The 20,830-nt window shown below is 65.1% G+C and carries 22 protein-coding genes; 11 read left to right on the forward strand and 11 right to left on the reverse strand.

The genetic code is table 11. The features are described from left to right. The 3 genes from KYG_RS09955 to KYG_RS09965 all read right to left on the reverse strand — a co-directional run. Positions 1-1,317, reverse strand: a 1,317-nt coding sequence (locus KYG_RS09955) for a type IIL restriction-modification enzyme MmeI (RefSeq protein WP_034694090.1), incomplete at its 3' end; no start/stop codon positions are given. A gap of 165 nt (positions 1,318-1,482) precedes the next feature. Next, positions 1,483-1,869, reverse strand: a complete 387-nt coding sequence (locus KYG_RS09960) for a type II toxin-antitoxin system death-on-curing family toxin (RefSeq protein WP_008904762.1) — start codon at positions 1,867-1,869, stop codon at positions 1,483-1,485. Then, complete coding sequence (locus tag KYG_RS09965) at positions 1,866-2,090, reverse strand: transcriptional regulator (RefSeq protein ID WP_008904763.1); 225 nt, start codon at positions 2,088-2,090, stop codon at positions 1,866-1,868. Before KYG_RS09965 ends, KYG_RS09960 begins: the two co-directional genes overlap by 4 nt. 146 nt (positions 2,091-2,236) lie before the next feature. On the opposite strand from KYG_RS09965, the gene KYG_RS09970 reads away from it, so the two are divergent. Further along, a complete protein-coding gene (locus KYG_RS09970; protein ID WP_008904764.1) occupies positions 2,237-3,571 on the forward strand; it encodes a D-serine ammonia-lyase in 1,335 nt (444 codons plus the stop codon). Between the two features lie 23 nt (positions 3,572-3,594). After that, complete coding sequence (locus KYG_RS09975; RefSeq protein WP_008904765.1) at positions 3,595-4,722, forward strand: FAD-binding oxidoreductase; 1,128 nt, start codon at positions 3,595-3,597, stop codon at positions 4,720-4,722. Between the two features lie 11 nt (positions 4,723-4,733). Here the strand turns inward: KYG_RS09975 and KYG_RS09980 are convergent, their stop codons facing one another. From KYG_RS09980 to KYG_RS09990, 3 genes are all read right to left on the reverse strand, one after another. Next, positions 4,734-4,949 (reverse strand): YjfB family protein, encoded by a 216-nt coding sequence (locus tag KYG_RS09980; RefSeq protein ID WP_008904766.1) that lies wholly within the window; start codon positions 4,947-4,949, stop codon positions 4,734-4,736. Between the two features lie 89 nt (positions 4,950-5,038). Further along, positions 5,039-6,454, reverse strand: a complete 1,416-nt coding sequence (locus KYG_RS09985) for a dihydrolipoyl dehydrogenase (RefSeq protein WP_008904767.1) — start codon at positions 6,452-6,454, stop codon at positions 5,039-5,041. 114 nt (positions 6,455-6,568) lie between these two features. Next, positions 6,569-7,162, reverse strand: coding sequence for a YigZ family protein (locus KYG_RS09990; protein ID WP_008904768.1), 594 nt, complete (start codon positions 7,160-7,162; stop codon positions 6,569-6,571). Positions 7,163-7,356: 194 nt separating this feature from the next. Here KYG_RS09990 and KYG_RS09995 point away from each other — a divergent pair, with 194 nt between their 5' ends. Then, complete coding sequence (locus KYG_RS09995) at positions 7,357-7,554, forward strand: hypothetical protein (RefSeq protein WP_008904769.1); 198 nt, start codon at positions 7,357-7,359, stop codon at positions 7,552-7,554. A gap of 248 nt (positions 7,555-7,802) precedes the next feature. Beyond that, on the forward strand, positions 7,803-10,220 hold the full coding sequence (locus KYG_RS10000; RefSeq protein ID WP_008904770.1) for a YgiQ family radical SAM protein: 2,418 nt from the start codon (positions 7,803-7,805) through the stop codon (positions 10,218-10,220). 81 nt (positions 10,221-10,301) lie between these two features. On the opposite strand, the gene KYG_RS10005 is transcribed toward KYG_RS10000, so the two are convergent. The 3 genes from KYG_RS10005 to KYG_RS10015 all read right to left on the reverse strand — a co-directional run bounded on the left by KYG_RS10005 (position 10,302) and on the right by KYG_RS10015 (position 12,267). Then, positions 10,302-10,763, reverse strand: a complete 462-nt coding sequence (locus KYG_RS10005; protein WP_034694093.1) for a hypothetical protein — start codon at positions 10,761-10,763, stop codon at positions 10,302-10,304. A 178-nt stretch (positions 10,764-10,941) separates the two neighbouring features. Then, entirely contained in the window at positions 10,942-11,349 is a 408-nt protein-coding gene (locus KYG_RS10010) for a DUF1294 domain-containing protein (RefSeq protein ID WP_008904772.1), read from the reverse strand. A gap of 27 nt (positions 11,350-11,376) precedes the next feature. Beyond that, positions 11,377-12,267: a CoA transferase gene (locus tag KYG_RS10015; RefSeq protein ID WP_008904773.1), complete on the reverse strand. Its 891-nt coding sequence runs from the start codon at positions 12,265-12,267 to the stop codon at positions 11,377-11,379. A gap of 139 nt (positions 12,268-12,406) precedes the next feature. Between KYG_RS10015 and ygiD the strand changes: the two genes are divergently transcribed. Then, on the forward strand, positions 12,407-13,312 hold the full coding sequence (gene ygiD, locus KYG_RS10020) for a 4,5-DOPA dioxygenase extradiol (protein WP_008904774.1): 906 nt from the start codon (positions 12,407-12,409) through the stop codon (positions 13,310-13,312). Positions 13,313-13,418: 106 nt separating this feature from the next. Here ygiD and KYG_RS10025 read toward each other — a convergent pair whose 3' ends face one another. Both KYG_RS10025 and KYG_RS10030 read right to left on the reverse strand, forming a co-directional pair. Then, positions 13,419-13,757, reverse strand: coding sequence for a nucleotidyltransferase family protein (locus KYG_RS10025; protein WP_008904775.1), 339 nt, complete (start codon positions 13,755-13,757; stop codon positions 13,419-13,421). Between the two features lie 162 nt (positions 13,758-13,919). Further along, positions 13,920-15,116 carry an amino acid aminotransferase gene (locus KYG_RS10030; protein WP_008904776.1) on the reverse strand — a complete coding sequence of 399 codons (1,197 nt, stop codon included), beginning with the start codon at positions 15,114-15,116 and terminating at the stop codon, positions 13,920-13,922. A 108-nt stretch (positions 15,117-15,224) separates the two neighbouring features. Here KYG_RS10030 and uvrB point away from each other — a divergent pair, with 108 nt between their 5' ends. From uvrB to hscB, 6 genes are all read left to right on the forward strand, one after another. Continuing rightward, the gene (gene uvrB, locus KYG_RS10035) at positions 15,225-17,315 is read left to right on the forward strand and encodes an excinuclease ABC subunit UvrB (RefSeq protein ID WP_008904777.1); all 2,091 of its coding nucleotides are present in this window, start codon (positions 15,225-15,227) and stop codon (positions 17,313-17,315) included. Positions 17,316-17,553: 238 nt separating this feature from the next. Then, entirely contained in the window at positions 17,554-18,090 is a 537-nt protein-coding gene (iscR, locus tag KYG_RS10040; RefSeq protein WP_008904778.1) for a Fe-S cluster assembly transcriptional regulator IscR, read from the forward strand. Positions 18,091-18,198: 108 nt separating this feature from the next. Continuing rightward, entirely contained in the window at positions 18,199-19,419 is a 1,221-nt protein-coding gene (locus KYG_RS10045; protein WP_034694019.1) for an IscS subfamily cysteine desulfurase, read from the forward strand. A 39-nt stretch (positions 19,420-19,458) separates the two neighbouring features. After that, positions 19,459-19,857 (forward strand): Fe-S cluster assembly scaffold IscU, encoded by a 399-nt coding sequence (gene iscU, locus KYG_RS10050; protein WP_008904780.1) that lies wholly within the window; start codon positions 19,459-19,461, stop codon positions 19,855-19,857. 26 nt (positions 19,858-19,883) lie between these two features. Next, positions 19,884-20,207, forward strand: coding sequence for an iron-sulfur cluster assembly protein IscA (gene iscA, locus KYG_RS10055; RefSeq protein ID WP_008904781.1), 324 nt, complete (start codon positions 19,884-19,886; stop codon positions 20,205-20,207). 94 nt (positions 20,208-20,301) lie between these two features. Beyond that, positions 20,302-20,820 carry a Fe-S protein assembly co-chaperone HscB gene (hscB, locus tag KYG_RS10060; protein WP_008904782.1) on the forward strand — a complete coding sequence of 173 codons (519 nt, stop codon included), beginning with the start codon at positions 20,302-20,304 and terminating at the stop codon, positions 20,818-20,820. Positions 20,821-20,830: the final 10 nt, after the last annotated feature.

The raw sequence follows: 20,830 nt of genomic DNA on the forward strand, positions 1-20,830 counted from the left end.
CGTCACGTACAAAAAGTTGGCGCTGCCACAGGCCGGGTCGAGCACGCGGGTGGTGCACAGCTGGTGGTGGAATTTTTTAACCTCGGCGCGGGCCTCGGCCAGCTTGGCTTCTGCCGCCTTGCCCTCCAGCGCGGCGGCTTCGTGCGCCAGCACCAGGGCGGCGGCCTGGGCGTTGGCCCAGTCGGCGCGCAGGGGCTCGATCACCGTGGGCAGCACCAGCCGCTCTACATAGGCGCGGGGCGTGTAGTGCGCGCCCAGGGCGTGGCGCTCGGTGGGGTCCAGCGCCCGCTCCAGCAGGGTGCCGAAGATGGCGGGCTCCACCTCGCGCCAGTTGGATTGGGCGGCTTTGATGAGCAAATCAATCTGCTCGGGGGTGAGCAGCAGGCTGTAGCCGTCTTGCCCCGCGCCCTTGAAGAGCTTGCCGTTGAAGTGCAGCACGGGCTTGGCCAGCGCGGCGCTAAAGCCGCCCCGGTCCATGTCGGCCCACAAAATGCGCAGCATGTGCTGCAAGGTGGCGGGGTCGCCCCTGTGGGTTTGCAGCAGGCCCAGAAAGGCGCCTTTGGGCAGCAGCTCCACGTCTTCGGCAAACATGGAAAAAAGGCAGCGGGTGAGATAGGCTGCTACTGTTTCAGGAGCTATTGGCGCTTGCTTCGTAAGCGCTGGAGGCTGGTTTGGCTTGAAGTTTGCGCCATTACCCTCCAGCGACTTGGCCAGCTGCGCCAGCAGCGCGGCCACTTCGCGGGTGACCTGGGCGCTGATGCGGGCGGGGTTGAGGCTGTCGGGGTCGGTCCAGATGCGGCGCAGGCGGTCTTGCACCTCGGGCCGGGCCAGGTCGGCCAGCTGGAGGCGGTGGCTGCGCGGGTCGGGGTAGGGGGTGTAGGTGCCGCCGGTTTTGCTGAACTCGGCATACACCTCGATCACGGTGCCCACATCGACCACCAGCACAAAGGGCGGGCGGCCCTCGGCGCCGGGCAGGGCGCGCGCATAGGCCTCGCCCTGGCTGCGGGCGCGCAGCAGGCCGTCGTCAAAACCCTTGGTGTGGCTGCCGGCCTTGAGTTTTTTGGCCTCCAGCACAAAGTGGCCGCGCCGATAGCAATCAATGCGGCCGGCGCTGGTGCTGCCGTCGCCATGGGCAAAGGTGACCGGGCGCTCGAACATGTAGGTTTGCTCGGGCGTGGGGTGGGGCTTGTCCACGCCGAGCAGCTGGCACAGGTCCATCACAAAGCTTTGCGCGGTGGCCAGCTCGCTGGCGGTGTTGTGTTGCCAGCGCTGGATGAAGGCGTGGGCGGCGGCTGTGGTGGTGGTGTGTTCTCCCATGCCGGGGATCATAGCCACGGGGCGGGTGCTGGCCGGTGCCTGCGCGCTATGGAGTTGGCTTCGTTGAGACTGAAACACACCCGTTCGGGCTGAGCCTGTCGAAGCCTCGCGCAGCGCTGCGAGAGGCTCAGCGAGAACGGTTCAACGGGGTTTCACGGGATTCCATCAGGCCCGGCGCTTTGCGTGCTGGCGCAGCCAGGCGGCGAAGGCGTCTTCGGGGAGGTCGCCTGCGGCGACGGAGAGCATGGTGAGCGTGGTGTCGGCCTGGCTGGCGGTGAGCCTGTACCCGTTGACGTACAGAAACAGGCCGGTGGCCAGCAGCGCGGCGCGCTTGTTTCCGTCGACAAACGGGTGATTTTTGGCCACACCCACGCCATAGCTGGCCGCGAGGGCTGCAAAGTCCGGTTCACCGTAAGCGGCGAGGTTGATGGGGCGGGCGAGCGCCGAGTCCAGCAGCCCTTCGTCCCGCATGCCCTGGCCGCCGCCGTGTTCCGCCAGGCTTTCTGCGTGCAGCAGCAGCAACGCCTGTTTGCTGATCCAGCGCCAGCTCATTTGGCCAACTGGTGAAAGGTGTCGCGGTATTCGCGCATGAACTCGCGGCCTGCGGTGATTTCTTCTTCCAGCGCCGGGTCGTAGGGTGTGAGAATGAATCCCTCGGCGCATTCGGTCAGAAAGACCGATTCGCCCTTTTGCAGCTTCAGCCGTGCCAAAGCCTCTTTGGGCAGTACAACGCCCACGGAATTGCCGATCTGGGTGAGCTTCAGGGTGTGCATGGCGGCTCCAAATGTTATTACGGTTGTAAATACTAACATGCAAACCAGCCCATGGCCAGGCGCTGGCCAGGCGCTGGGTAACGCAGGCTGCAGCAGGCTTTGGTAACGTGGCGTCCACCCCCGCAATAACCTGCTCTACTGCCACCATGCCCGACACTGCCCACCTGGCCGCCCGCCTTCGCACCGCACAGCCCTGCCTGTGGACCAACCCGCAGCGTCAGGCGCAGCCGCCTGCCGTGGTGCAGGCGCTGGGGCATGGCATCAGCCTGCAAGACACGCACGCCGCCGCTGCGCGGTTCGCGCGGTTTGCGGGCCTGCTGGCCCAGGTCTTTGCGGAGCTGGCGGCCAGTGGCGGTGTGGTGGAGTCGCCCCTGCTGCCCGCCGCCGCGCTGCAACCCGCGCTGGGCATGGCGCCGGGGCAGGGGCGCCTGTTCATCAAGGCCGACCACCGCCTGCCCGTGGCGGGCTCCATCAAGGCCCGGGGCGGCATGCACGAGGTGCTGGAGTTTGCCGAGGGGCTGGCGCTGCAGCAGGGTCTGGTGGCGCCCGGCGGCGACTACCGCGCGCTGGCCACGCCCGAGGCGCGTGCGGTGCTGGGCCGCTACCAGGTGGCGGTGGGCTCCACCGGCAACCTGGGGCTGAGCATCGGGGTGGTGGCGTCGGCGCTGGGGTTTCAGGCCACGGTGCACATGTCGGCTGATGCCAAGGAATGGAAGAAAGACCGCCTGCGCCAGCGCGGCGTGCAGGTGGTGGAGCACACCGGCGACTATGAGCGCGCCGTGGCCGCAGGCCGTGCCGAGGCGGCCGGCAACCCGCTGTGCCACTTTGTGGACGACGAGCAATCGGTCTCGCTGCTGCTGGGCTACAGCGCGGCGGCCCTGCATCTGCAGCGGCAGCTGGCAGAGCAGGGCATTGCGGTGGATGCCGACCATCCCCTCATCGTGTACCTGCCGTGTGGCGTGGGCGGCGCGCCCGCGGGCGTGGCGTTTGGGCTGCGGCAGTTGCTGGGGCCGCATGTGCATTGCTTTTTTGCAGAGCCGGTGCAGTCGCCGTGCTTTCTGGTGCAGATGCTGGCAGGGCCGGGGGAGCACCCTTCGGTGTACGACTGGGGCCTGACCAACCGCACCGAGGCCGATGGCCTGGCCGTACCGCGTGCTTCGCTGCTGGCCGCCGGGCTGATGCAGCCACTGCTGTCGGGCGTGTTCACCGTGGCCGACGACACCTTGTTTGCCCACCTGGTGCAGGTGCTGGACACGCTGGGCGAGCGCATCGAACCCTCAGCCGCCGCAGGCTTCAGCGGCCCGGCGATGCTGGCCGGCACCCCCGTCGGGCAGGCCTGGCTGCGCAGCAGCGGCGTGGGCGCGGTGCTGCAGGGCGCCACGCACCTGGTGTGGACCACCGGCGGCCTGCTGGTGCCCGATGCGCAGTTTGCAGGCTTTGTGCAGCGCGGGCGGGCGGTGCAGGCTGTGCCTGTTGAATGACTACAGGAAAGAAAGGAAACCCCATGGAATCAGCAGACACCATCGTGATTGGCGCGGGCATTGCGGGCGCATCGGTGGCCTGGCAACTGGCGCAGTCGGCCAGCGTGCTGCTGCTCGAGCGCGAGTCGCAGCCCGGCTACCACACCACGGGCCGCTCGGCCGCGCTGTACATGGCGACCTACGGCACGCCCAACATCCAGGCGCTGACACGGGCCAGCCGCGCGTTTTATGACGCGCCACCGCCCGAGTTCGGGGCCAGCCCCATCCTGTCGCCCCGCGGCGTGGTGTATGTGGCGGGGCCAGACCAGCTGGCCATGCTGAGGCAGGCCTATGCCGAGGCCCACGCCATCTCGCCCAATGTGGAATGGGTGGAGCAGGCCGCCCTGCTGGCCATGCTGCCCTGCCTGAAACCCGAGGCCGTGGCTGCTGGCATGAGCGAGCCCGAGGCGGCCGACATCGACGTGCATGCGCTGCACCAGGGCTACCTGCGCGGGCTGCGCCAGCGTGGCGGCCAGGTGCTGACGAATGCCGAGGTGACGGCCCTGACGCGCCAGGGCGATGGCTGGCAGGTGACGTTGGCCGATGGCCGGGTGCTGCAGGCCAGAACGATCGTGAACGCCGCTGGCGCCTGGGCCGATGTGGTGGCAGGCCTGGCAGGCGTGCCGCCCATTGGCCTGGAGCCGCGCCGCCGCACGGCTTTTACTTTTGCGGTGCCCGAGGGCATGGATGCCACCCACTGGCCCGCGGTGATCGCCATTGACGAGAGCTTTTACTTCAAGCCCGATGCCGGCCAGCTGCTGGGCTCGCCCGCCAATGCCGACCCCACACACCCGCACGACGTGGTGCCCGAGGAGCTGGACGTGGCCACGGGGATCTATCACATCGAGGAAAAAACCACCTTCCAGATCAGGCGCCCCTCGCACACCTGGGCGGGGTTGCGCTCGTTTGTGCCCGATGGCGACCTGGTGATTGGCTGGGACAACCATGTGCCCGGCTTTTTCTGGCTGGCCGGGCAGGGTGGCTATGGGATTCAGAGTGCGGCGGGCGCCTCGCTGCTGGCGCGGCAGCTGTTGCGCGGCGAGCCTTTGGATGATGCGCTGGTGCGCGAGGGCGTGGTGGTGCAGGGGCTGTCGCCTGCGCGGCTGCGGTAGGCCGGGGAAGATCAGGCGAAGGTGTTGACCTGGGTGCCCAGCGTGCCCGATGTAGCCAGGGCGGGCTGGGGCATGGACTGCTGCATGGCATCGATCAGGGTGGAGGCCGACACGGCCTGCATGTCGAGTGCCTTCTTCAGCACCACCATGTTCAGCGCATCGGACGTTTTGGCACTGGCCAGCGAGGTGGCGGTGTTGACGATGCTGTTGGCGAGTGCGACGTCCATGGGGGTTCCTTCGGGTGTTGGTGTTTTATCGGCATGCCGAGGCCCGGCTTGAGCGCCGTTACAACTGCCCGCGTTGCCAGGAAGCCCGCCTATTCGAGTGCGGGTACGCCCAGGGCCGGGCAGGCCGCCAGATCGGACGGGCGCGCGCTGGCGGTCTGGCGTGCCGCGTCGCGCAGGGCCGTGCGCAGGCCTTCTTCAAGGGTGGGGTGGTAGAACGGCATGCCCAGCAGGGCATGCACGGTGAGTTTTTGCTGGATGGCCAGGGCCAGCAGATGCGCCATGTGTTCGGCGTGCGGCGCACACAGCTCGGCGCCCTGCAGCTGGCCCGTGGTGCGGTGGGCATGGATGCGGATGCCGCCGTGGTTGAGCTGGGCAGTGCGTGCGCGGCCCTGGTTGGCATAGCTGGCGCTGCCGGTGATGGTGTGGTCAGGGTCCAGGTCGGCAAGGCGCCGGCCTGCGGTGGCGATCTGGGGGTCGCAGAACACGATGCCCAGCGGGGTGCGTCGCTGAAAGGTTGTGGGGGTGTCGGCCAGGGCATTCATGCCTGCGATGTGGCCTTCGTCGGCGGCTTCATGCAGCAAGGGGGCGTGGGTGTTGGCGTCTCCGGCCAGAAACACGGGCAGGTCGCCAATCTGCTGGGTCTGGCGGTTGACGCTGGGCAGGCCGCGCTTGTCCAGCGGCACGCCCAGGGTTTCCAGGCCCAGGTGCTCGATGTTGGGCACGCGGCCCATGGCGGCAATCACCTGGTCCACCACCACGCGGTTGGGGCCGCTGCTCACTTCAATGCCGCCGGGCACCTCCCGCAGCTCGGCCGGTGCGCCCGTGTACAACACCATTTCTTTCTTGAGCAGCGCGGTCAGCTCGGCGTTGAGCGCGGGATCGCTCAGCCCCGCCACCGTATCGCCGGTGGTGAATGCGGCCACCTGCAGGCCCAGCCGCGCCAGGGCCTGCGAAATCTCCACGCCGATGGGGCCCATGCCGATGACGGCAATGCGGGGGCCGAGGCTGGGCTGCTCGAACAGGGTGTCGGTGGTGAGCATGCGGTCGCCAAAAGCCAGCCATTCGTCGGGCAGGCTGGGGCGGGAGCCGGTGGCGATGATGATGCTGCGGGTGGCGTAGGCGGTGCCGTCGATGTCCACCCGCTGTGGGCCCAGAAGGGTGGCGCGCCCCGAAACCGCCGCTTTGCCCAGTGTGCTGGTGGCTTTCACGGCGCCGGCGACAAAGTCATCCCGCAGGGCGCGCACGCGCTGCAGCACCGCGGGCATGTCGGCAGTGAGGGCACTGGCGCCGCGCAGGCCGAATTCTTCAAACGCGTGGCGGCGGTGGAAGGCGTTGGCGGCTTCGATCAGCGCCTTGGACGGCATGCAGCCCACGCGCGCACAGGTGGTGCCCCAGGGGCCTTCGTTGACGATGAGGTAGCGGTCGGTGCGCTTGCGCACTTCGCGCAGCGCGGCCAGGCCTGCCGTGCCTGCGCCAATGATGATGGTGTCGAGCGGTTGGCTCATGGAGGGTCCTCGTCAGCCGGTGATGCTGCGAGTGTGGCGGCACGGTGCTTGTGCGCGTGTAGGCGCAAAGGCATTTATGGCTGCACCGCCTGATCGGGCCTTGCCGGTGGGGGCTCAGTCTTCTGGCTCAGTCCAGCCCACGCGGCCCTGGCCGCTGTTGTTGATGCGCAGCACGAAGTCGGCGGCTTGCGCTTGTGGCAGGCGCAGCTGCAGGGTTACCAGCGTGCCGTGCTGCACGCCCGTCAGCTCGGCGCCTGCGGCGTCGATTTCGCGGCGCAGCAGGCCCTCGAGCGCGTAGGGCACGTGGCACTGCAGGGTGGTCATGCGCTGCAGCGTGACCTTGGGCGCGGTGAGCAGCGCCTGGGCAATGGTGTCGGTGTAGGCGCGCACCAGGCCGCCCGCGCCCAGCTTCACGCCGCCAAAGTAGCGCACCACCGTGGCCAGCACGCCTTCGAGGTCCTGGTGGCGCAGCACGTCCAGCATGGGGCGGCCCGCGGTGCCGCCGGGTTCGCCGTCGTCCACCGCGGCCGACTGCCCACCGGCCAGCAGGGCCCAGCAGATGTGGGCGGCGCCGGGGTGCTGCTTCCACAGCGCATCCACGGCGGCCTGGGCGCTGGCCCGGTCGGCCATGGGTTGCACGCAACCGATGAAGCGGCTCTTCTTGATCGTGATGTCGCTGTGCGCCGGCGCGGCCAGGGTGTAGGGCATGGGGCGCAGAGTGTAAAGCCGGGTGAACGCGGTGCTTTGGGTGGTGGCGGCACCGCCTGCGCGCCAGATAGTGTTGTTTTATGTCTTCTGTCACACACCGCGAAGGCATGCGTTCCTACACTGGAACCTTCTTGCTCCGGCCTACGCTCGTGCTACCAATTTGAAAGCACCCCGGTCAGCAGAAAAGGAACGCCATGTTTGCCACACCCGCCTCCGCCGCATCGCACGAACCCTCTTTGGCCAGCCGCGTGTTTGGCCGGTGGGCGGCCCAGCGTACGCCGGTGGGCACGGTGCCGGTGGCAAGCATGTCTGCCTCCCCGCAGGTTGCAGCCGCAGATGACGAGAACGTGCCCGATCTTGCGCAACGCGTGCGTGAAGTGGGGGAGTGGTAAGCGAGAAGCAGTGCTGCGGCTTGCCGCGGCTTTGCCCCACTGAATCCTGGCCCTGAGGGGCCATTTTTTTGCTGCACAGGGACACGGCGCCCTGCAGCGGCGCTGCAACCCCCAAGTCCCCCGTTATGCAAGGGCAAGGCGCAGGCAGCGACAAAATGACCCTGCGGCCGTAAAATCGCGGGTCAATCACCACCGCTGCGCCCCATGAGGCCCTTGACGCTCAAGGGCCGGCCGCGAACCTCCTTTGCATGAACGCCCCCGTTGACGTCTCCTTTTTTGCGCGCGCCGCAAAGCCCTTGACCAGCTACCGTCCGTACTGGGCCAAGCGCTTTGGCACGGCCCCGTTTTTGCCGATGAGCCGCGCCGAGATGGACAAACTGGGCTGGGACAGCTGCGACATCATCCTGGTGACGGGCGATGCGTATGTGGACCACCCGAGCTTCGGCATGGCCGTGATCGGCCGCACGCTGGAGGCCCAGGGCTTTCGCGTGGGCATCATTGCCCAGCCGGATTGGCAAAGCGCCGAGCCGTTCAAGGCACTGGGCAAGCCCAACCTGTTCTGGGGCGTGACGGCGGGCAACATGGATTCGATGATCAACCGGTACACCGCCGACCGCAAGATCCGCAGCGACGACGCCTACACCCCCGGCGACATTGGCGGCAAGCGCCCCGACCGCGCGGCCATCGTCTACAGCCAGCGCTGTCGCGAGGCCTACAAAGACGTGCCCATCATCCTGGGCGGCATCGAAGGCAGCCTGCGCCGCATCGCCCACTACGACTACTGGAGCGACAAGGTGCGCCGCTCCATCGTGGTGGACAGCAAGTGCGACCTGCTGCTGTTCGGCAACGCCGAGCGCGCACTGGTGGAGGTGGCCCACCGCATTGCGGCGCGCGAGCCGGTGGAGCAGATCACCGATGTGCGCGGCACCGCCTTTGTGCGCCGGCCCGATGATGAAAGCGGCAAGGGCTGGTTCGAGATCGACTCCACCAGCGTGGACGAGCCCGGCCGCGTGGAAGCGCACGTCAACCCGTACATGACCACCAGCGAGCAGGCGGCAGCGCAAGGCAGCACCTGCAGCAAGGACGACGGCAGTGCAAACGTTGCTCCTGAATCAATAGCTGCTGGCGCAAGCGGTATAAGTGCTGGCGGCCAAAAAGACCAAAAATTGGCCGAGCCCAACCCCGCCATCCAGCCCATGCTGTTCGTGGCCAACCCGGCGCTCAAGGCCAAGCTCAAGGTGCCCCCGCGCGACAAGAGCGTGATCCGCCTGCCCAGCTACGAGCAGGTGAAAAGCGACCCCGTGCTGTACGCCCACGCCAACCGCGTGCTGCACCTAGAGACCAACCCCGGCAACGCCCGGGCGCTGGTACAGGCCCATGGCGAGGGCGTGACGGCGCGCGACGTGTGGATCAACCCGCCGCCCATCCCGCTGACCACGGCCGAGATGGACTACGTGTTCGACCTGCCTTACGCGCGTGGCCCGCACCCGAGCTACGCCGACGAAAACGGCAGCCACGACGGTGCAACCAAGATCCCCGCGTGGGAGATGATCCGTTTTTCGATCAACATCATGCGCGGCTGCTTTGGCGGCTGCACCTTCTGCTCCATCACCGAGCACGAGGGCCGCATCATCCAGAGCCGGAGTGAAGACTCGATCATCCAGGAGATCGAGGACATCCGCGACAAGGTCAAGGGCTTCACCGGGACCATCAGCGACCTGGGCGGCCCCACGGCCAACATGTACCGCCTGGGCTGCCGCTCGCCCGAGATCGAGGCCGCCTGCCGCAAGCCCAGCTGCGTGTACCCCGGCATCTGCCAGAACCTGACCACCGACCACGGACCGCTGATCAAGATCTACCGCCGTGGCCGCGCGTTGAAGGGCATCAAGAAGATTCTCATCGGCTCGGGCCTGCGCTACGACCTGGCCGTGAAGAGCCCCGAGTACGTGAAGGAGCTGGTGCAGCACCACGTCGGCGGCTACCTCAAGATCGCGCCCGAACACACCGAGCAGGGGCCGCTGACCAAGATGATGAAGCCGGGCATCGGCAGCTATGACAAGTTCAAGCAGATGTTCGAGAAATTCAGCGAAGAAGCGGGCAAGAAGCAGTTCCTGATCCCGTACTTCATTGCCGCGCACCCGGGCACCAGCGACGAGGACATGATGAACCTCGCCATCTGGCTGAAAAAGAACGGTTTTCGTGCCGACCAGGTGCAGACGTTCTACCCCAGCCCCATGGCCACGGCCACGGCCATGTACCACAGCAACAAGAACCCGCTGCGCAAGATCACGCGCGACAGCGAGGCGGTGGACATCGTGCGCGGCGAAAAGCGCCGGCGCCTGCACAAGGCCTTTTTGCGCTACCACGACCCCAACAACTGGCCGCTGCTGCGCGAGGCGCTCAAGGCCATGGGCCGTGCCGATCTGATCGGCAACGGCAAGCACCACCTGATCCCGACCTTTCAGCCGCTGACGGACGGCGGCTACCAGAGCGCGCGCCGGAAGAACTCCACGCCCGTGGGACAGATGGCAGAAGTGCCCAAAGCCCAGCCCATGCGGGCAGCCAAGCCGGGTCAGCCACAGAAGGGTCGCATCCTGACCCAGCACACCGGCTTGCCGCCGCGGGTAACCGGCGCGGGCAAACCCTCCGCACGCAAGCCGCGTTGATCGCTGCCGCGCGATGAGGCGGTCGCGGCAAGCGACCGTCGGCCAAGGCTTGAACGCACCGGGATCTCGGGATCCTGTTGTTCAACCTTCCGCTGCGTGGGTGCCCACCACGACCGATTGCGGCCCCTCACCTGCAGGCTGCGAGATCAGGTCTTCGATGATGAAAGTGCGGTAGTAAAACGCAGTGACCGCGCCTTCGGGGGCGATGGCTTCCACCAGGGTGTCGGTGTTGTCCTTGTCGGCCATGGTGATCAGCATGCCGTGATGACCTTGTCCTGCCAGGTCGGCAATGCGGCGCACCATGTCGCCTTCGGCACCCACGGAGGGCAGGGGCGCGTCGGCCGTGCCGAGCGTGCGCACGATGTCTTGCAAGATGACGTCCGGGCTGGCATAGGCGGTTTCGCCGTGGTGGCCCGCTGCCTGCAATGCCGTGGCGGCCTGGCGCACACAGTCTTCATCGGGAAAAAGCGCAAACACATGGCCTGTGGGGTAGAAAACACCGCCCATGTTGGTCATGGAGGAGTCGAGAACAAGGTTTTTCATGGGCATCTCCCGGGGTGTTGTTTCAGACCCCCTGATTGCACCCAACTACGACCACTTTCGCTGTAGGCCAGCGGGCCAAATGCGGGTCAGCCTGGATTGAGATTTCAGGAGCAAAAAAGCGTTGCAGCGCTCTGCAGTGTTGCGCAATCAGCTATCAAAATAAAAGCGGGTGACGCGTTCACCCCAGCCCGCCGAATGCCCACACCAGCAGGGCAAGGCAGTTGAGCGCCACCGTCACCCAGTACATGCGCCGAAACGGTACCTTGGCCGTTTTGTGGCGCAGCAACTGCTGCGCAAACCATGCCCCGGGCCACCCGCCTGCCAGGCCCAGAAGGTGCAGGTGGCTTTCCGGCGTGCGCCGCTGGGCTCCGCCCTGTGCGGCGCTTTTGTCGAGGGCGTAAATGAGCACGGTGAGCACGTTCACCGAGACCGCCGCTCCCAGCACCCACAGGGGTATTTGCCCGGCCCGTGCCCCCCACGCCAGCGCTGCGGCCCAGGCGGCAACAAGCAGCAGTACGCCCCCTGTGGATGCACCGGAATGCCGGCCCCTGCGGCCGCGGTGTGGGGGATCGTTGCGTTGCGGCATGTAAGGGCTTGAAGCGGGGGATTGCTGTCAGGTGAGCGTGTGAAGCGGAATGTCTTGTGCCGCCGCCAGCGCGTCAAGTTCAGCCCTTGTCTTTGTCAGGACAAAGGCCGCGACGGCGGCATGGGTGGCCGCACTGCGCAAGGTGGCGGGGTTGCCGTCGGCAGGCAGGCCAGCGGCAGCGCACAGGCTGGCCGCAAAGTGGGGCTCCAGCGCAGCCACGGCCACGCGGCCATCTGCACAGGGGTAGATGCGGTAGCCCGCATGGTGGCCGCCCACGTCGCCGCCGGGCGTGGTCAGGCCCCAGTCGCGCGGCTGGGCCAGCCAGGCTGCGGCGTCGGCCAGGGCCACTTCGATGCACACGCCACTGCCCGTGTGGGCACGCTCCAGCTGGGCCTGCAGCACGGCCTCGCTGGCCATCAGGGCGCCGCCCATGTCGGCGTACAGGGTGGGTGGCATCTCGGTGCCGGTCACCAGGCCTGCGTCCGCCAGGTAGGTGAGGTCGTGGCCGGGTTCTTCGGCACGCTCGGCCGCAGCGCCCACGATGCGCACCAGCGAAAGGCGGGGGTATTTGGCTTGCAGGGTCTCCCAGGAGAGGCCCAGTTTGGTGAGCGCTGAGGGGCGAAATGAGGTGATCAGCACATCGGTGCGGGCCAGTTCCTTGTGCAAGGTGGCCTGACCTTCGGGTGTCTTGAGGTGGGCATGCACCACGCGGACGCCCTGGTGCAGCGTGGCATAGGCCGCCGGGCTGTAAATGCCCATGGGATCGGCACTGGGGTGGCCCGGCGCGGGCGGGGGTTCGAGCTTGGTGCACTCGGCCCCCATGCGTGCACACCGCACCAGGGCGGCGGGGCCGGGCAGGTTGAGCGCGAGGCTCAGGACGCGGACATTGCGCAGGGGCTGGGGCAGGGCAGTTGTCATGGGTGTGGGGTTGTGTCGGTGTTGTGGTTTTGAACGGAAGGAGAAAGCGCGGCGCTGGAACTTCACGGGGCGCGTGGGCTCATTCCCTGCGTTATACATAATTTGTTACGCTCCCCGACCCATGCAACGCAGAACCTCGTTGGCCGCCCTCACGGGCCTGGCCGCCTTTCCGGGAGCTTTCATGACCACGTCTCTGAGCAGCGCTGCCACGGCATCTGCGTTGCAGGCGCTCAAGCCCTCGCCCCGCATGCCCGTGCTGTTTGTGGGCCACGGCAGCCCCATGAACGCCATCGAGGACAACGCCTGGCGACGCAGCTGGCAGGCCTTGGGAGCGGAGCTGATGGCGCGCGCAGTGCAGCCGCAGCTCATCCTGTGTGTGTCGGCCCACTGGCTCACACGCGGCGGCTGGCAGCTGACGGGCATGGCCCACCCCAAGACCATCCACGACTTTGGCGGTTTCCCGCAGGAGCTGTTTGACCAGCAATACCCCGCGCCTGGCGCTCCGCAAGTGGCGCGCAGTCTTGCGGCCGAACTGAAGTCACCCGCTACTGGCGCCGCACTGGGCGTGGACGAAGCTGAGTGGGGCCTGGACCACGGCACCTGGTCGGTGCTCAAGCCCATGTTCCCCAAGGCGCAGATCCCTGTGATGCAGCTGAGCATGGACTACAGCCGCGCCCCGGCCGAGCACTACGCGCTAGGCCAGCAGCTCGAAGTCCTGCGCGAGCGGGGCGTGCTGATCGTCGGCAGCGGCAATGTGGTGCACAACCTGCGCCTCACGCGCCGTGGCACGGCCGCCAACGAGGCCTACGACTGGGCCACCGAGTTCGACACCGTGGTGCAGGAGCAGATTAAGAAGGGCCAGCTCGGCGCCCTGCAGGACTTCCAGAAACTGGGTGCCGTGGCCAAACAGGCGCACCCCACGCACGAGCACTATCTGCCGCTGCTGTACGCGGCGGGAGCCGTGTTGCCCAGCGAGATGCCGCGCTTCTTCAACACGGGCTACCAGTCGGCGTCGATCTCGATGCGGTCGGTGCTTTGGGGGTGATGGGGGCGTCCTGTCTGTAGTGGTTTGCTTCAATTTTTATAGCTGGTGGCGCTTATGGATAAAGCGCTAGAGGCCAAAATGGCTTGAAAACTATCCGCACTGGCGATCAGCGCGGGAGGTCATCCGCCCGGATCGTCAGCCACGGCCAGCGTCCGCTGTAGCTTTCCGCCTTGGCCTGGAACAGCGCCAGATGTGGACAGGCAGGGTTGGGGCGCAGCAATCCGGCATACAGCTCTTCAAGTCCGTAAGGCAGGTCGTAGTCCTTGATATTCGCAGTCGGCGCCCAACCCGACTTCAGGTTCCACACCGTCTGAAACAGGCAGCCCGCCACCAGCCAGACATCGGGCAGGCCCAGAAACGGCAAACGCTCCAGAAGGTCCGCGTTGTGCGGGTTCTGGAGCGCTTCGCTCACAAAGCGGCGCTGAAGATCAGAGTGAGGGTTCAAGGGGGCATTCAATGGATTGCGTATCGCCACTGCCCCCCGAACAAGCGCAGCCCATGCGAGGTAGCCGCGCAAGGGCCGCCCCGCCGCGCTGGCTGCGTCCCCCTTCCCGAATTGCGCAGCAATTCGAGAGAAAGGGGGAAGGCGCGCAAGCGCCTCAGGGGGTTAAACCACCTTGGCGATCGCCTGGCAGACGTAGTCGATGTTCTTGCTGTTCAGGGCAGCCACACACATGCGACCGGTGTCGGTGCCATACACGCCGAACTCGTTGCGCAGGCGCACCATCTGGTCTTTGGAGAGGCCCGAGTAGCTGAACATGCCGATCTGCGCGGTGATGAAGCTCATGTCCTGCTTCACACCGGCAGCCTTGAGGCCATCCACCAGCTTCTGGCGCATGGCCTTGATGCGCACGCGCATCTCGCCCAGTTCCTTCTCCCACAGCGCGCGCAGCTCGGGGTTGTTCAGCACGGCAGCCACCACTGCGCCACCGTGGATGGGTGGGTTGGAGTAGTTGGTGCGGATGACGATCTTGAGCTGGCTGAGCACGCGCGCGGCTTCTTCCTTGTCGGCGCACAGCACCGACAGGCCGCCCACGCGCTCGCCATACAGGCTGAAGCTCTTGCTGAAAGATGTGGAGACAAAGAAGTTCAGGCCGGCAGCCACGAACTTCTGGATAACAGCGCCGTCTTCGGCGATGCCGTGGCCGAAGCCCTGGTAGGCCATGTCGAGGAAAGGCGTGAGGTTCTTGGCCTTGACCACGGCGATGACCTGGTCCCACTGCCCGGGGGTGATGTCGTAGCCGGTGGGGTTGTGGCAGCAGGCGTGCAGCACGACGATGGTGCCGGGGGCTGCGGCGTTCAGGCTGGCGAGCATGCCTTCGAAGTTCACGCCGCGCTTTTCCGCGTCGTAGTATGCGTAGGTGCCGACTTCAAAACCGGCGTTGGTGAACAGCGCGCGGTGGTTTTCCCAGCTGGGGTCGGAGATCAGCACCTTGGCGCCCGGGCTGACCTTCTTCAGAAAGTCAGCGCCGATCTTGAGGCCACCGGTGCCGCCGATGGCCTGCACGGTGGCCACGCGGCCAGATTTGACGGGTTCGCTGTCGGCGCCGAACACCAGGCTCTTGACGGCGTTGTCATACGCCACGATGCCGTCGATGGGCAGGTAGCCACGGGCCGTGGGGGTGGACATCATGGTCTTTTCTGCGGCCTGCACACATTGCAGCAGGGGCAGCTTGCCGTTGTCGTCGAAATAAACGCCGACGCCCAGGTTGACCTTGTTGGGGTTGGTGTCGGCGTTGAATTGCTCGTTGAGGCCCAGGATGGGGTCGCGGGGGGCCATTTCGACGGCGGTGAACAGAGACATGAAAATCCTTGGAAAGAGGTTGTCAGTAGCGAGGAAGCCGGGTGTGGTGTACCGTTCCGGGTTCCGCCGATTTTAACGGCCCGCCCATTCCCATCGTTGACCGCCACCATGCCGGAACCCACTGAAGTCATTACGGAAAAGCAGGACGGCGAGTTCGTCCGCTTCCCCGATTCCCCGTTTGAGCTGTTCCAGCCGTATCCACCGGCAGGCGACCAGCCCGAGGCCATCAACAAGCTGGTGGAGGGGCTGCATGACGGGGAGACCTTCCAGACGTTGCTGGGCGTGACGGGCTCGGGCAAGACCTTCACCATGGCCAACGTGATCGCGCGCATGGGCCGCCCGGCGATCGTGTTCGCGCCCAACAAGACGCTGGCCGCTCAGCTGTACAGCGAGTTCCGCGAGTTCTTTCCCAAGAACGCCGTGGAGTACTTCGTGAGCTACTACGACTACTACCAGCCCGAGGCGTACGTACCCCAGCGCGACCTGTTCATCGAGAAGGACAGCGCCATCAACGAGCACATCGAGCAGATGCGGCTCAGTTGCACCAAGAGCCTGATGGAGCGGCGCGATGTGGTGATCGTTGCCACCGTGTCGGCCATCTACGGTATTGGCGAGCCCGAGAGTTACCACCGCATGGTGATGACGCTGCGGGTGGGGGACAAGCTGGGGCAGCGTGACGTGATTGCCCAGCTGATCCGCATGCAATACCAGCGCAATGAGGCTGATTTTTCGCGGGGCAAGTTCCGCGTGCGGGGCGACACCATCGATGTGTTCCCGGCCGAACACTCCGAGCTGGCCATCCGTATCGAGTTGTTTGACGACGAGATCGAGAGCCTGCAGCTTTTCGACCCGCTCACGGGCCGCGTAAAGCAGAAGATTCCGCGCTTTACCGTGTACCCCAGCAGCCACTACGTGACACCCCGCGACAAGGTGCTGGCCGCCGTGGAGACCATCAAGCTGGAACTGGCCGAGCGCCTGCAGCAGCTGGTGGCAGACGGCAAGCTGGTGGAAGCGCAGCGGCTGGAGCAGCGCACCCGGTTTGATCTGGAAATGCTGAGCGAAGTGGGCCACTGCAAGGGCATCGAGAACTACACGCGCCACCTCTCCGGCGCCGCGCCGGGCGATCCGCCGAGCACGCTGACCGACTACATGCCCAAGGACGCGATCATGTTCCTGGACGAGAGTCACCAGATGATCGGGCAGCTCAACGCCATGTACAGCGGCGACCGCTCGCGCAAGACCACGCTGGTCGAATATGGGTTTCGCCTGCCGTCAGCGCTGGACAACCGGCCGCTCAAGTTCGAGGAGTTCGAGCAGCGCATGCGGCAGGTGATTTTTGTTTCGGCCACACCGGCCGACTATGAAAAGACCCATTCCGGGCAGGTGGTGGACCAGGTGGTGCGACCTACCGGGCTGGTCGACCCCGAGGTCGAAGTGCGCCCAGCCACCCATCAGGTGGATGATGTGCTACAAGAAATACGCATTCGCGTTGAAAAGCATGAGCGTGTACTCATTACTACGCTGACCAAGCGCATGGCCGAGCAGTTGACCGACTACCTGACCGATAACGGCGTGAAGGTGCGCTACCTGCACAGCGATGTGGATACCGTGGAGCGGGTAGAGATCATCCGTGACCTGCGCCTGGGGGCGTTTGACGTGCTGGTGGGGATCAACCTGCTGCGCGAGGGGCTGGACATACCCGAGGTGTCACTGGTGGCCATTCTCGATGCCGACAAGGAAGGCTTCCTGCGCGCCGAGCGCAGCCTGATCCAGACCATCGGCCGTGCGGCGCGGAACCTGAACGGCCGTGCAATTTTGTACGCAGACCGGATCACCGACTCCATGAAAAAAGCCATGGGCGAGACGGAACGTCGGCGCATCAAGCAGATCGCACACAACGAGGCCCACGGAATCACGCCGCGCAGCATTGTCAAGCGGGTGAGAGACCTGATTGACGGCGTTTACAGCGAAAAAGCCGGCAAGGACGCCGAGCGGCTGGAGCAGGAGGCCTTGCAGCGGGCGCAGGTGGAGGACATGTCCGAGAAGGATGTGGCCCGAGAGATCAAGCGCCTGGAAAAGCTCATGCTGGAACATGCGCGTAATCTGGAGTTTGAGCAGGCTGCCCGGGTGCGCGATCAGCTCACGCGGCTCAAGGACCAGGCTTTCGGGGCGCATGGCAACGATTCCGTGGCCTTGTGAAGGGCGAACGATGGAAAATAACTATCAGGTCGATTAAAAACCAGTTGGTTATTTAACCCGACAGAATCGATAGGGATTTGTGTTATACTCCTGCAAAATACTCAAGAAAACAGCCCAGCGATGAAGGGCTCCGTGCCAGGCAACTGTGCGGAGTAAGGGGCGGAGACGGTGCCTCGCTGACGACCAGTCAGTGCAGGTGGTTTCTACAACGAACAAGCCTTAGCACAAGGAGCTTGCGATGCGTCTCACAACCAAAGGCCGTTTTGCGGTCACCGCCATGATTGACCTGGCCCTGCGCCAGAACAATGGACCTGTCACCCTCGCCGCCATCAGCCAGCGCCAGCAGATTTCGCTGTCGTACCTGGAGCAACTCTTTGGCAAGCTTCGTCGCCATGAACTGGTGGAATCTACACGTGGCCCTGGCGGCGGTTACACACTGGCCCGCAAGGCAGGCGACATCACGGTGGCAGACATCATCGTGTCGGTGGACGAACCCATCGACGCCACGCAATGCGGCGGCAAGGAAAACTGCCTGGGCGAAGCCGGCCGCTGCATGACGCATGAACTGTGGGCATCGCTCAACCAGCGCATGGTTGAGTTCCTGGACTCGGTCACCCTGCAAAAGCTGGTGGACGAGCAGATCGCCAAGGGTGTCCAGATCGAAGACAAGCCAGTTGTGCGCCGCGCCATCTCTACCACCCCGGTGGTGAAGCCGATTCGTGTGAATGCTCCGAACTCCGTATTTGCGCTGGGCAACGTTTTCGCCAAATCCTGACTGCCGAGAGAGGCCTGTGCCGGCCCCCGGGTCGGCACCGCCGTGAGCCCTGTTTGAACCCCATTTGTTTTATTGCGTTTGCCAGCCAGCAACCCTACTGAGCCAGCCATGGACATGACCCCGCACTTTCCCATCTATCTCGACTATGGCGCCACCACGCCTGTGGACCCCCGCGTCGTGGATGCCATGATTCCCTGGTTGCGCGAGCACTTCGGCAATCCGGCGTCGCGCAGCCACGCCTGGGGTTGGGAGGCCGAAGAGGCCGTGGAAAAGGCGCGCGTTCAGGTGGCAGACCTGATCGGTGCCGACCCCCGCGAAATTGTCTGGACCAGCGGTGCGACCGAGTCCATCAACCTGGCCTTGAAGGGTGCTGCCCATTTCTACAAAGGCAAGGGCAAGCACCTCATCACGCTCAAGACCGAACACAAGGCCGTGCTGGACACCATGCGCGAGCTGGAGCGCCAGGGCTTTGAAGCCACGTACATGGATGTCCAGGAAGATGGTCTCGTCAACATGGATGCCCTGAAGGCCGCCATCCGCCCCGACACCGTGCTGGTCAGCATTCTGTTCGTCAACAACGAAATCGGCGTGATCCAGGACATCCCTGCTATCGGCGCGCTGTGCCGTGAAAAGGGCATCCTGCTGCATGTGGATGCCGCCCAGGCCACCGGTCGTGTCGAGATTGACATGAACGTGCTGCCCATCGACCTGATGAGCATGACCGCCCACAAGACCTATGGCCCCAAGGGCGTTGGCGCGCTGTATGTGCGCCGCAAGCCTCGTGTTCGGCTGGAAGCGCAGATGCACGGCGGTGGCCACGAGCGCGGCATGCGTTCGGGCACCTTGCCCACGCACCAGATCGTGGGCATGGGTGAGGCTTTCCGCATCGCCAAGGAAGAAATGGCCGAGAGCAATGCCAAGGCCCATGCCTTGCAGCAGCGCCTGCTGGATGGCTTGAAGGACATTGAACAGGTGTTCATCAACGGCAGCATGGAGCGCCGCGTGCCGCAGAACCTGAACATGAGTTTCAACTTCGTCGAAGGCGAATCGCTCATCATGGGCATCAAGGGCTTGGCGGTGTCTTCGGGCTCGGCCTGCACATCGGCCAGCCTGGAGCCCAGCTATGTGCTGCGCGCCCTGGGCCGCAGCGACGAGCTGGCGCACAGCAGCCTGCGCATGACCATCGGCCGCTTCACGACGGAAGAAGAGATCGACTACGCCATCTCCACCATCCGCGAGAACGTGGCGCGCCTGCGCGAGCTGAGCCCGCTGTGGGAGATGTACCAGGACGGCATCGACATCAGCACCATCCAGTGGGCTGCGCACTGATCCCCTGAAGACTTTGTATGAATTGAAGAGGTAAACATCATGGCTTACTCCGAAAAAGTGGTTGACCATTACGAGAACCCCCGCAATGTGGGTTCCTTCGACAAGGGGGATGATTCGGTGGGCACCGGCATGGTGGGCGCGCCCGCTTGCGGCGACGTGATGAAGCTGCAGATCAAGGTGAACCCGGAAACCGGCGTGATCGAAGACGCACGCTTCAAGACCTACGGTTGCGGCTCCGCCATCGCCTCGTCGTCGCTGGTGACCGAATGGGTCAAGGGCAAGACGCTGGACGAAGCAGCGGCCCTCAAGAATAGCGAGATCGCTGAAGAGCTGGCCCTGCCGCCCGTGAAGATCCACTGCTCCATCCTGGCTGAAGATGCCATCAAGGCCGCTGTGCTCGACTACAAGACCAAGCACACAGCCGCTGCCGCTGCCTGATTTGACAGATTAATAGATCGAGAGACATGGCCATTACGCTGACAGAAGCCGCTGCCCGGCACGTCAACCGCTACTTGTCCCGCCGAGGCAAGGGCCTGGGCGTGCGCCTGGGCGTCAAGACGACCGGCTGCTCCGGGCTTGCCTACAAGCTCGAATATGTGGATGACAGCGAGCCGGAGGACATCGTGTTTGAGAATCACGGCGTCAAGGTGCTGATCGATCCCAAGAGCCTGGCCTATATCGATGGCACCGAGCTCGACTTCGTGCGCGAGGGGCTGAACGAAGGCTTCAAGTTCAACAACCCCAACGAGCGTGACCGCTGCGGTTGTGGGGAGAGCTTCCGCGTTTGAGCGCACGCTGTCCTTCGCGCCGACAAACCGCCATCGCGCTGCGTGCTGGCGGTTTTTTCTTGGTATTTTTGACTTTCCGTCTGCTTTCCAGCGCATGAACCTGCAATCTGACGACTTCGAACTGTTTGGCCTGGAGCGCCGCTTTGCGCAGGAGCGTAGCGCCATCGACGCGCGCTGGAAGGAACTTCAGCGCGAAGCCCATCCCGACAAGTTTGCGGCGCAGGGCGGGGCCGCGCAGCGTGTGGCCATGCAGTGGTCGGTGCGCATCAACGAGGCCTACCAGCGCCTCAAGGATCCGATGCGCCGCGCCGCCTACCTGTGCGAACTTCACGGAGCGCCCATCAACGCCGAAGACAATACGGCGATGCCCGCGGCATTTTTGATGCAGCAGATGGAGTGGCGCGAGGCGCTGGAAGATGCACGGGAAGAGAGCGCGCTTGATGCGCTGGAAGATGGCGTCAGCCAGGCCCGCCGCGCGGCGCTGGCGCAGTGCGAGCAACTCATCGACCGGCTACAAGACTACGCGGGCGCGGCCCGCCAGGTCAGAGCCCTCATGTTCATTGCGCGATTTGCTGACGACATTGAACGTCGCCGAGAGCAGCTGGGACAATAGAACATTGAGC

This window comes from Acidovorax sp. NO-1, assembly GCF_000238595.1.
Taxonomy (GTDB): Bacteria; Pseudomonadota; Gammaproteobacteria; order Burkholderiales; family Burkholderiaceae_C; genus Acidovorax.